This window comes from Sphingomonas sp. JUb134, from assembly GCF_004341505.2.
Lineage (GTDB): Bacteria > Pseudomonadota > Alphaproteobacteria > Sphingomonadales > Sphingomonadaceae > Sphingomonas.
In genome coordinates this window covers 21859-32403 of the sequence record NZ_SLYP02000002.1, presented here as the reverse complement: position 1 = coordinate 32403, position 10545 = coordinate 21859, and the positions used below count along the sequence as shown (strand labels likewise).

The 10545-nt window shown below is 65.8% G+C and carries 8 protein-coding genes and 5 pseudogenes; 8 read left to right on the top strand and 5 right to left on the bottom strand.

What is annotated here, in order from left to right; translation table 11 throughout:
• The first annotated feature begins 5 nt into the window (after window positions 1-5).
• Together EDF69_RS16370 and EDF69_RS16365 are read left to right on the top strand one after the other, a co-directional pair.
• Window positions 6-683 (top strand): response regulator transcription factor, encoded by a 678-nt coding sequence (locus EDF69_RS16370; protein WP_125989934.1) that lies wholly within the window; start codon window positions 6-8, stop codon window positions 681-683.
• Entirely contained in the window at window positions 684-2009 is a 1326-nt protein-coding gene (locus EDF69_RS16365; protein WP_132884562.1) for a sensor histidine kinase, read from the top strand.
• A 165-nt stretch (window positions 2010-2174) separates the two neighbouring features.
• On the opposite strand, the pseudogene EDF69_RS16360 reads toward EDF69_RS16365, so the two are convergent.
• A pseudogene (locus EDF69_RS16360) lies at window positions 2175-2513 on the bottom strand (integrase core domain-containing protein); the annotation flags it as partial.
• Between the two features lie 154 nt (window positions 2514-2667).
• Between EDF69_RS16360 and EDF69_RS16355 the strand changes: the two are divergent.
• A pseudogene (locus EDF69_RS16355) lies at window positions 2668-3964 on the top strand (IS110 family transposase).
• Window positions 3965-4178: 214 nt separating this feature from the next.
• Here the strand turns inward: EDF69_RS16355 and EDF69_RS16350 are convergent.
• The 3 genes and pseudogenes from EDF69_RS16350 to EDF69_RS16340 all read right to left on the bottom strand — a co-directional run.
• A pseudogene (locus EDF69_RS16350) lies at window positions 4179-4505 on the bottom strand (DDE-type integrase/transposase/recombinase); the annotation flags it as partial.
• Between the two features lie 204 nt (window positions 4506-4709).
• Window positions 4710-5738 (bottom strand): IS110 family transposase, encoded by a 1029-nt coding sequence (locus EDF69_RS16345; protein WP_204991311.1) that lies wholly within the window; start codon window positions 5736-5738, stop codon window positions 4710-4712.
• 67 nt (window positions 5739-5805) lie between these two features.
• Window positions 5806-6317: pseudogene (locus EDF69_RS16340) on the bottom strand (transposase); the annotation flags it as partial.
• Window positions 6318-6561: 244 nt separating this feature from the next.
• Between EDF69_RS16340 and EDF69_RS16335 the strand changes: the two are divergent.
• On the top strand, window positions 6562-6858 hold the full coding sequence (locus EDF69_RS16335; protein WP_082442131.1) for a hypothetical protein: 297 nt from the start codon (window positions 6562-6564) through the stop codon (window positions 6856-6858).
• A 7-nt stretch (window positions 6859-6865) separates the two neighbouring features.
• On the opposite strand, the pseudogene EDF69_RS16330 reads toward EDF69_RS16335, so the two are convergent.
• A pseudogene (locus tag EDF69_RS16330) lies at window positions 6866-7030 on the bottom strand (hydroxyisourate hydrolase); the annotation flags it as partial.
• A 248-nt stretch (window positions 7031-7278) separates the two neighbouring features.
• Between EDF69_RS16330 and EDF69_RS16325 the strand changes: the two are divergent.
• Genes EDF69_RS16325 through EDF69_RS16310 form a run of 4 tightly spaced genes read left to right on the top strand, consistent with a single transcriptional unit; the run spans window position 7279 to window position 10464 of the window.
• Window positions 7279-8241: a glycosyltransferase gene (locus EDF69_RS16325; protein ID WP_206378455.1), complete on the top strand. Its 963-nt coding sequence runs from the start codon at window positions 7279-7281 to the stop codon at window positions 8239-8241.
• Window positions 8238-9224, top strand: a complete 987-nt coding sequence (locus EDF69_RS16320) for an acyl-CoA dehydrogenase (RefSeq protein ID WP_010408761.1) — start codon at window positions 8238-8240, stop codon at window positions 9222-9224. The genes EDF69_RS16325 and EDF69_RS16320 overlap by 4 nt, the downstream gene beginning before the upstream one ends.
• Window positions 9221-9874, top strand: a complete 654-nt coding sequence (locus EDF69_RS16315; RefSeq protein WP_010408764.1) for a PIG-L deacetylase family protein — start codon at window positions 9221-9223, stop codon at window positions 9872-9874. The genes EDF69_RS16320 and EDF69_RS16315 overlap by 4 nt, the downstream gene beginning before the upstream one ends.
• Window positions 9871-10464, top strand: coding sequence for a class I SAM-dependent methyltransferase (locus EDF69_RS16310; protein WP_132884333.1), 594 nt, complete (start codon window positions 9871-9873; stop codon window positions 10462-10464). Before EDF69_RS16315 ends, EDF69_RS16310 begins: the two co-directional genes overlap by 4 nt.
• Window positions 10465-10545 lie beyond the last annotated feature (81 nt).

Here is a 10545-nt window from a genome sequence, read left to right as displayed (position 1 = left end):
GGGCGATGCGGATATTGATCGTCGAGGATGATGCCGACACCCGCGCCTTCGTGGCGCAGGGGCTTGGCCAGGCCGGGCACCAGGTCGCGGTGAGCGAGGACGGCCGCGACGGGCTGTTCCAGGCGACCGGCGGCGGGTTCGATGCGATCGTGGTCGACCGTATGCTGCCCGGCCTCGACGGGCTGGCGCTGGTGAAGGCGATGCGCGCGGCCGGCGATGCGACCCCGGTCCTGATGCTGACCGCGGTCGGCGGGATCGCCGATCGCGTCGAGGGGCTGGAGGGCGGTGCCGACGACTATCTGGTCAAGCCCTTCGCCTTCTCCGAGCTGGCCGCCCGCCTTAATGCGCTGGCGCGCCGGCCAGCACCACGCGGCGATGACACCCATCTGCTCCGGGTCGGCGATATCGTCCTCGACCTGCATCGCCGCACCGTCGAGCGCGACGGCCGTCGCGTCACCCTGCAACCGCGCGAGTTCGCGCTGCTCGCCGAGCTGATGCGCAACCCGCGCCGGGTGATGACCCGCACCATGCTGCTGGAGCGGGTATGGGATTTCGATTTCGATCCGAAGACCAACATTGTCGAGACGCATCTGAGCCGCCTGCGCTCCAAGCTCAACGCCGGTTTCGACGCCGATGCGATCGAGACGGTGCGCGGTGCCGGCTACATGATCCGGGGCGAATAGATGCTCGCACGGCTGTGGCGCTCGACCTTCGGCATCGTCGTGCTGGTCGCGCTGGCGTTCAGCGCCGCGACGCTGGCGATCGGCGCCGTCGCCTATGAGGTGACGCACGAGGCGCTGGAGGAGCAGCTGGACCACCGTGTCGCGGTCGAGACTCGCGCGCTGATAGCCGAGGTGCGCGAAGGCGGCCTGGCGGGTGTGGCGGATGCAATCCGCTTGCGCGAGGACGCCCGCAACGAAGCGAGCCTCGACTATCTGCTCGTCGACCGCGCCGGGCGGCCGATCGCCGCGACGATCAGTCCGCTGACGCCGGTCGAGCCAGGCTATCAGGAGCATTTCGGCTTCCGACGCGGCAACAATACCGGCGTCGGTCAGGCGCTCGCGACGCCGCTGTCCGGCGGGATGTTGGTCGTCATCGCCGACAGGCGCGACCTCGCAGCGATCGACCGGACGCTGGCGTCGCTGTTCGCGATCGCGCTGGCGGCGATGCTGGCGCTGGGGATCGGCGCGGCGGTGTTGGTCGGATGGCTGACCCGGCGTCGCCTGTCGCGCATCGATGCCACCGCGCAGGCGATCATCGCCGGCGACCTGACGCAGCGGGTGCCGCGCGACGGATCGGACAGCGAGTTCGATCGCCTTGCCTCCACGCTTAACCGGATGCTCGACCGCATCGCCGCGCTGATGGATAATCTTCGGCAGGTGTCGACCGACGTGGCGCACGACCTACGCACCCCCCTTACCCGCCTGTGCAACCAGCTTGATCGCGCGGCGGCCGGGGACACAGACGCGATCGAGGCGGCACGGCGGCAAGCCGACGATCTGCTGGAGATATTCGCCGCGCTGCTGCGCATCGCCGAGGTCGAAGGGTTGGCTGAACGTCGAGCGTTGGGAGCGGTCGATCTGTCGGCGCTGCTGGAGGACATGGCCGAAACTTATCGTCCCGACTTCGAGGCCGCCGGCCATACGCTGACGATCGACGTCATGCCCGGACTGCATATCGAGGGCGACCGACGCCTGCTCGCGCAGGCATTGTCGAACCTGTTGGAGAACGTGTTGCGCCACACGCCGCCCGGCACCAAAGCGACGCTGGCCGCGACGGCGACGCAGGATGCGATTGAAGTGACGCTGGAGGATGACGGCCCGGGCGTTGCCCCCGCTGATGCAAAACGCCTGTTTCAGCGTTTCGCGCGCGCCGAGGCGTCACGCACCACTGACGGACATGGGCTGGGCCTTGCCCTAGTTCGCGCCGTTGCCATTGGTCATGGCGGCGATGCCCTTCTGTCCCGATCCGAGCGGGCCTTCGGTGTCACCATACGGCTTCCGAGATAGATCGAGAGGCGCTGGCGATCTGCTTCGGGATTCTTGAAACCTGAGTGAACGACGGTTTCTGAGAAGCCGCAGGCTTTCCCATTTCACCATCGTTTGAGGGAAAGGGGGTGACCGCCGAGGAGTGGTGATTATGAGCAGCCCCCACCGGGTGGTCCGGGTTGATAGTTAGTGCATTGTCGTCTCCGCCGCCATTGCCGGTCGGAGGTGGAGCGAAGCGGAACCGGAGGCCGGCAATGGCGGTGTCGCCGCTTCCGGGGCGGGTGGTCGATAGCCGAGGCTGCTGTGCGGTCGGACAGTGTTGTAGTGACGCCGCCACGCCTCGATCAGCACCCTGGCTTCAGCGAGGGTGTAGAAGATCTCGCCGTTCAGCAGCTCATCCCGCAGCGAGCCGTTGAAGCTCTCGTTGTAGCCGTTCTCCCATGGCGAGCCCGGGGCGATGTAGAGCGTCTTCACGCCGATCTGCCTGAGCCAGGTCTGGACGGCGGCGGCGATGAACTCGCTGCCATAGCACATTGGGAAGCGCTGGTTTGGGAGCCGCTATGGCCCTGATGAAGACAAGGCCGCGTAGCGGCCGCAGGCTTCATCAGGGCAAGCCATGACCGGTCAGCAGGTATCTAAAGTGAGGTTGTCGAGACAACACTTTGGAGGCTGACCGACCATGACCAAGCTCACCTCTACGCCTGCCGGCGCCGTGCTGGTAGCTATCGATATGTCCAAGAGCCGGCAGGAGGTTCTCATCGAGCGACCGGAAGGCGGCCGGCGCCGGCGGATGACCGTCATGGCAACCAGGCAGGACTATGACGGCTTTGCCGAAAAACTCGCTGCCATCGGGCGCCCTATCATTGTCGGGTTCGAGGCGACGGGTAATTACCATCGCACGCTGGCACATCGGCTGCTGACGGCAGGGTTCGAGCTGCGCCTCATCTCGTCGGTCGCGCTCGCCAGAACGCGCGAGGCGCTGCACAATGGCTGGGACAAGAACGACCCCAAGGACGCGCAGGTCATCCTGCACATGCTGCGGATCGGTGCGACGCAGCGCTACGTCGATCCTCTCGCCGCGGGCATCAATGACCTGCAGGAACTCTCGAAGACCCACGAAACGATCTCTAGGATGAAGACGCAGACCTGGCACCGCATCCTGACCCACTACCTGCCGCTGTACTTCCCCGAGATCGCCCGCTTCGCAGGCAACAGCCGGTCCGACTGGTTTCTCGCGCTCATCGAGCGGTTCCCCACTCCTGCCAGCATCACCGCGCTCGACGCTGGGGCATTCTCGGCAGCTGCCTGGCCTCTCATCGGCCGCAAGGTTTCCAAGGCCCGTCTTGTCAATGACATATACGAAACGGCCTGCGCTTCGGTGGCTCTGCCGGTCCCGGAGGATTCGGCAGCAATTACCATGTTCCGCATGGTCATCGCGCAGGGACGCAGCCTCATCCACCAGCGTGACGAGATAGAGCGGCTTGCCCATGACAGGCTGGCCGAGCATGTTGATTATAAGCTGCTGCGCAACATTCCGGGCATTGGTCCGATTAACGCGCTGACCATTCTGGCCGAGGCCGGTGATTTGCGTCGCTTCAACCATCATCGACAGTTCCTGAAGTTCTGCGGCCTCGATCTCGCAACGTGCCAGTCAGGCACGTTTCGTGGCCGCACCAAGCTGTCCAAGTACGGCAACGCGCGTCTGCGCCGCACCTTCTGGATGGCTGCCCAGGTCGCCGCGCGTCAGCGCGACAACAGTTTCCGTGACAAGCTCGGACGGTACACCGCCGGGCACGCGGACGATGCCGACCGTCGCCGCAAGGCGATGACGGCGCTCACCGCCAAGATGGCGCGCGTGGCTCACGCCGTCGTCAAGACGGGGACAGAGTACCGGCCGTTCCTCGAACGGTCGGATGCCAGGTGGAAGGACCCCTCTCTGCAAGTGCCGTGAGGGCGCTCGTCGAGCGACCCTGTAGATAATGTTCGGGCCTTCCACCTGGGTGCGTATCTCGTTTTAAGGATGGTGAGGACCACGGCCGCCCCGGCGCCGCTGGATCCTGTGTTTGCTATGGCAGGGAGCGATCCCGTTGACGGTGGAAGCCATCTGGCTCAGATTGCATGCCGCGCCGATGGTTGTCGGCGCATGGATATCTGCTGGCCAAAACCCGCCGCTGCTTCCAGACATAGGACGTTGTCCGACCTGATATGCGCGGGCGGACCACGCTCGATGAACAACTCGGCCAGCGCTGCCAGTACGTCTTCGTGTTTGAGCTGGCGCGCGACGACGAGTGCCAGGCACTCCCTGCTCGCCTCGTCGATAATGGTAAGGATGCGGAACTTGCGTCCGTCATGGGTGCGTTCCTCGACGAAGTCGTAAGCCCAGACATGCCCCGGATACTCCGGCCGCAACCGGATGCACGAGCCATCGTTCAGCCATAACCGGCCGCGTTTCGGCTGGCGCTGCGGCACCTTCAGCCCCTCGCGTCGCCAGATCCGTTCCACCCGTTTATCGTCTAATCGGTCAAGCCGTTTGCCAAGGTGCTCGTAGTCGATCTTCTTTTGCGCATCGTTGTCGTCTTCGAGGTCAGGACGGGTCCAGCCTCAGCATGGCGCCAGATCGCCGGCCTCTCGATGTGGTTCCCGTGTTCCAGATGGTCACGAAGCGGGTCACGAGATGGCCGTGGCCGCACCCTGGCGGGGCGGCAGCTCGGAAAGCAGATATCAGGCCATGGCAGTCACCTTTGGGTCAAAGCCTCGCCCGTCGATCCACATCCGGTGCAGGATCACCGCCAGCTTGCGGGCCAGCGCAACGCGCGCCTTCCAGAAGCCCGATCTCCGGCCGATGGCGGCAGCCCAGTCCTTCAGCGCCGACGCCTGCGAGGTCCGCGACAGCATGACATTGGCCGCTTCGAACAGCAGCTTGCGGGTGAGACGATCTCCGCACTTGGAGATGCGGCCGTTGATGTCGACCTCGCCCGACTGGTAGCGACGCGGAGTGAGACCGAGATAGGCGCCGACATCCTGCGAGCGTCGGAACCGGTGAGGATCCTCGATGGTGGTCATGAAGCTGACGGCCGTCAGCGGTCCGACGCCGGGCATCGTCATCATCAAGCGGCAGGCGCCGCTTTGCCGGGCAACCCGGCCGAGCTGCTTGGCAATGGCAAGCTGTTGCTCCCGCAATGTGCTCAGCATCGCCAGTAGGCTCTCGAACAGTGCGGCGACCACCGGATCGTCCGGCAGCGTTGCCCGGACCTGACGTTCGAAGGTGCCACCCTTTCCGGGTCCGACCAGAATGCCGAAAGTCTTCGCCAGGCCGCGTATCTTGTTGATGAGCGCGGTGCTCATGCCGACCAGCTGGTCTCGCGTGATCAGGAGCGCACGCAACCGGTGCGTATCCATCGAGCGAACAGCGACCGGCCGGTACCAGCCCGAGCGGACCAGCCGTGCCAACCCAAACGCGTCGTTGCGGTCCGTCTTGTTCATCTGCAGCTTCAGCGCTGCCGCAGCATGCCTGGCATGAAGACACACCACCGGCAGCTCTCGCTCGGTCAATGCGTGCCACAACCACACGGTCATCGGGCCCGTCTCGATACCGATCCTCACGGCTCCTGCGGCCCTCCGCGCCAGCACGGCCGCAATAGCGTCCGGGTCCGTTCGCGACTTACCGTCCCATATGCGATCGCCCGTTTCGTCCACGACGCAGATCGCGGTCTCCTTCATCGACACATCTAGGCCAACATAGCAGGTCATCTTCCGTCCTCCTCTTCAGGGGACGACAGGCTATCCCAACGAGCACCGCTCCTGATTACGCCATGTGGTTCACCGACCAGCCGGCCGCATGCAGCAGTGCCGTCACCCGGCGATAGCCGTAACGGCCGTACTGCCTGGCCAAAGCGATGATGTCCTCGGTCAGCGCCTCTTCGTCATCTGCCCCGCACGGCACCTTGCGCTGCGTCGACCGGTGCTGGCCGAGCACGCGGCACACCCGCCGCTCGGATACATCCAGCACGTCCCGGACATGATCGATGCAGCGCCGGCGCCGTGCGGGGCTCAGAAGTTTCCCTTTGCCGCCTCCTGCAAGATCAGCTTGTCGAGCGTCAGATCCGAAATCGCACGCCGAAGCCGGGCGTTCTCCTTCTCCAGATCCTTCATCCGCCGAGCCTGATCCGTCTTCAGGCCACCATATTCCTTGCGCCAGCGGTAATAGGTCTGCTCGCTGACCGCGATCCGCCGGCACGCCTCAGCCGTCGTCCCGCCCTGGCCCAGCATGATCTCAACCTCACGCAGCTTCCCGATAATCTCCTCGGGCTTGTGCTTCTTCGAAGGCATTCGTCGTCCCTTCCTTGGTCCAGACTGTAATAGTCGATGGACCACTCAGAAGGGGGCAGCTCAGACGGCCATGATCGGCGCGCGGCGCGCCAGCAATGACGGCTAGTAAGATGATGGCGAGTAGAACGAGATGATGAGGCCCGATGATAGCAGGCGCTCCCACGAGGCGATCCGCGCCGCTGCCTACGCACTTCGTGACTGCGTCAGGGCTGGACCTCCGCTTACCGACCTCGGCCGGCTACGAATGAACCTGGCCAATGCGGTACGGGAGCATCTGCCTACACAGCAGGGCTGGAACAAGGAGGCTCGAGGCTATTTCGCCGACCAGATGCCGACTTACGAGCGGATCATGGAAGAGGATCGCGAGCTTCGGCTACGCTACTCCGACCACATACGGCGTTGGAGCAGCAACGCGATAGCTTCGAACGTCCCAGCCTATGCTGCGGACGTCGCAACACTGGTAGAGCGCCTCGACCGCTACCTGCGGTCGCTTGAGCACGAGCTCTATAAGCCGATGCACCAGGCAGGGATCGAGGCGTGATCGGTGATCAATTGCCCCTGTAGGTGGAGTAGCCGAAGGGGCTGACCACGACCGGCACATGGTAGTGCGCGGCAGGGTCGGTGACGCGGAACACGGGATCGATCTCGGGGAAGAATGGCACCGCCTTCGCATCCGGGTAGCCTGCCATGTCGAACAGCAGCTTGTAGGTGCGCGGCGCGAACTTCGACGGCTACCTACCCGACGCCGATATCTCGGTTGAAACCGGGCAAACCTATAGTCCTGCATGACGATCTGGCATCTTGCATCACCGCGAGCAGCTATCGAAACCGGCGTTTATCACCTACAGTCCTGCAAGGCAGGGTCGCCGGTCCTGCGAAACCGATGGTGGGGGTGCCGTTGCGACCTGTGTCAGCTGCGATCTGTGTTCCGGTCCGCAACGAGGAGACTGCGTTACCGAAGTTGCTGGAGGCGATCGAGCGACTGGACCTGGGCGACGTCGAGGCTGCCGTGTTCTTCCTCCTTGATAATTGCTCGGATGCGAGCGAGCAGGTAATACTCGAGCATGCTGGTCGCATGGCCCTTCCGTTCACGGTGGCTCAGGGAGACCCGTCCCCTGATGCCAATGCCGGTCGTGCACGCCGGGCCGCCATCGCCCTCGGCCTGCATCATGCGGCGAGCACGCCCCACGGTATTCTCCTGACGACCGACGCCGACAGCCAGCCCCGTGCCGATTGGGTCAGGGCGGCACTGCAGGGCCTGGCCTCGGCCGACCTTGTCGCCGGGCGAATCGTCCGGATCGCAGCGGAGCGGGATCCGGTGCAGGGGAGGGTCGAGCGCTACCTCGATCGGCTTCACGCCTACCGACGATCGGTCGACCCCGTTCCGTGGGACAGTCCGACCGGCTCCCACTGCTCGGGAGGCGCCAACATGGCCTTCCGACCCGGAGCCTATCAGGCGCTGGGTGGCTTCCAGCCGGTGCCATGCGGCGAGGACGCCGCCCTGCTCGACGATGCCGGGCGCGCCGGGTTTCGCGTGCGCCGCGATCCCGGCATGGTGGTTGCGACCTCCTCACGGCGGCTCGGCCGGGCGCCGGGCGGCATGGCGGCTGCGCTCAGTGCCATCGACCATCACGGGGCACCCTCAATGCCGCATCCCCGAGGGGCGGCATGGCAATACCGACAGCAGGCGGAGGCGCGCCGCATTTGGGCCGGGCTCCCCGATTCCTTTGTCGCAGCTCGCTTCGGCGACCGTATCGGATTGACCGGTGACCATGTGATCGGCGTCGCGCGCGACTGCCCCAACGCAGAGGCGTTCGCCATGCGTGTCGTGCCGGCGCTGCCCGATATACCCGACGTCACCCTCGCCGAGGCCGAGCATGCCCTGGCAACGCTCGAGCACCAGCTTTGCGAGCAGGCGGTATGACGACGACCAAAGCTCTGCGCCATGCGATCGTCGCGGCAGGGTGGGTGACCGACCCCGCCGGCGATCCGACGACGCCCGAGGCATATCTGGACCTGCTCCGCCCTCTTTACGCTGCGGGACGCCGGGATCTCCCCATCGGGCGCCTGCTGGAGGGGCATGTCGATGCGGTGCAAATCGTGTTTCGATACGGCACGTCGTCCCAGGTCGCTGCGTTGCGGGCGCGGATCGCTGCGGGAGCGATGCTGGGTGTGTGGAATGCGGGCCTGCCGGGTGAGTCGCTGGTGCTTACCGGCGGACGGCTGACCGGCGGCAAGGGCTATGCATCGGGGGCGGGGATACTGACTCACGCGCTGGTAACTGCGGATAGCGAACGCGGGCCGCAGCTGCTCCTGCTCGACCTGGATGCCGATCCGCCTGCCATCGATCGGGAGTGGTGGCAGACGATCGGCATGCAGCGCTCGGAGACACATCTGGTGCGCTGGTCCGGCTCTGTGATCCGTGAAGACGGCCGTATCGGCGAGCCCGGCAGCTATGCGCGGGAGCCGTTCTTCAGCGGAGGCGCGCTGCGCTTCGCCGCGGTTCATGCCGGGGGCATCGCCGGCCTGCTCGATGCAGTGCGTGACCACCTGACCACCCACGAGCGCGCTTCCGATCCGTTCCAGGCATCGCGCCTCGCCGACCTGTTCCTGCTTGCCCAGGGTGCAGCGGCGAGCATCCGCGACACGGCGGGCGCCTGGTTCAGCGGGACGGATGCGGAACGCCTCGCCCGGGTGTCCGCTGCGCGGCTATCGATCGCCGGCTCTGCCGAGCGCGCCCTGACGATCGCGCAGGAGGCGGTGGGGCTGCAGGGATTGTTCCTATCGCATCCGCTGGCGGCAAAGATCGCCGATCTCATGGTGTACCTGCGCCAGCCTGCGCCCGACGCGCATCGCTTTCGCGTCGGCCAGGCTGTCGCCGAGCACATCCTCGACCCCATTCTGTGAGGATCCCGCTGCGAAACGTACGTGTCGCGCTGGTGATCGCCCCGCACCCGGATGACGAGGTCATCGGCGCGGCAGGCCTCATTGCGCGGCTTCGCCGCCATGGAGCTCGGGTCCGGGTTGCGGTCGTGACCGATGGTGCCGCGTCTCACCGGGGCAGCCGACAATGGCCGAGAGCGCGACTGGTCGCGGCGCGCCAGCGTGAGAGCCTTCATGCGCTACGTCGTCTCGGCATCGTTGCTGGCGACGTCTCGTTCCTCAATTTGCCCGATGGCCAGTTGCCCTCGATCCCGGGACGCTGTTATCGCGCGCTGCGCCGCCAGGTCGCACGATGCCGGGATCTCGATCTCATCGTCGGACCGGCCTGCGATGACGACCATCCCGATCACCGCGCCGTAGCAGCGGCCGTCGCCCGATGCCCGGGTGGCGCCGGTCGGCTGACCTACCGCGTGTGGCCGCCTCGCCCGGACAGGTCCGGACCGGCATGGCGCATCGCTGTGCCCGGAGGAGTTCCGGTTAAGCGGTCGCTGATCCGCGTCTACCGGACGCAGCTCGGCGCCGTTTCCGATGATCCAGCAGGCTTCACGATCGCGAGACACGAGCTTGCGGCCTTTGCTCGTCCGGTCGAGCGCTACCGGCCGGGTTCGAAGTGACGAGCCCGATCGATCTTGCCGGGTTCGCCGCCAAGTTCGCCGGCGACGACGATCCCTGGCGCACCTTCACCGCCCGTGACGAGGCGGTGAAGCGTGCCGCGATCCTGCACGCGATAGGTCACCGACCGGTCGGACGGGTGCTGGAGCTGGCCAGCGGCAACGGATCCAACAGTGCCGCGATCGCGAGGATGGCGTTGCGCCTCGATGCGACCGAGGGCACGAGGGAGGGGGTCGACCTGACGGCACGCGCCGTTGCCGCCTGGCCTCGTGCGTGCGCATCGCTGCTCGTGCTCCCCGGTCGACCGCCACGTCTCGTCTATGACGTGATCGTGATCGCCGAGATCCTGTATTACCTCTCAGCGCGAGAGATGGCCCGGGTTGCGCGTGAGATGGCCGCTCGCCTGCGCCCAGGCGGCATCATCGTGCTCGCGCACCACAGGATTGATTTCTACGATTTCGTCCAGCATGCGGCAGGGATCCACGCCCGGTTCCTCGCAGAGACCGGGCGTTGTTGGACGGTTCGCACCGCGGGCCGCACCGGCCGCTGGGTCGTTACCGCGGCCCGCGATGGTATGACCCGATCCCGTTGAACGCGAGCGAGGCAGCACGTCCCACGTCCGTGCGATATGAGGCTTGCCGTTAAGTGGAGCGGCAGGACGTCCACCTGCCGC

Bases quoted from the DNA above. Each gene is read 5' to 3' on its own strand.
- EDF69_RS16345 (WP_204991311.1), bottom strand. From the start codon at position 5,738: ATGACCTGCTATGTTGGCCTAGATGTGTCGATGAAGGAGACCGCGATC.
- EDF69_RS16370 (WP_125989934.1), top strand. From the start codon at position 6: ATGCGGATATTGATCGTCGAGGATGATGCCGACACCCGCGCCTTCGTG.
- EDF69_RS16335 (WP_082442131.1), top strand. From the start codon at position 6,562: ATGAACCTGGCCAATGCGGTACGGGAGCATCTGCCTACACAGCAGGGC.
- EDF69_RS16320 (WP_010408761.1), top strand. From the start codon at position 8,238: ATGACGACGACCAAAGCTCTGCGCCATGCGATCGTCGCGGCAGGGTGG.
- EDF69_RS16365 (WP_132884562.1), top strand. From the start codon at position 684: ATGCTCGCACGGCTGTGGCGCTCGACCTTCGGCATCGTCGTGCTGGTC.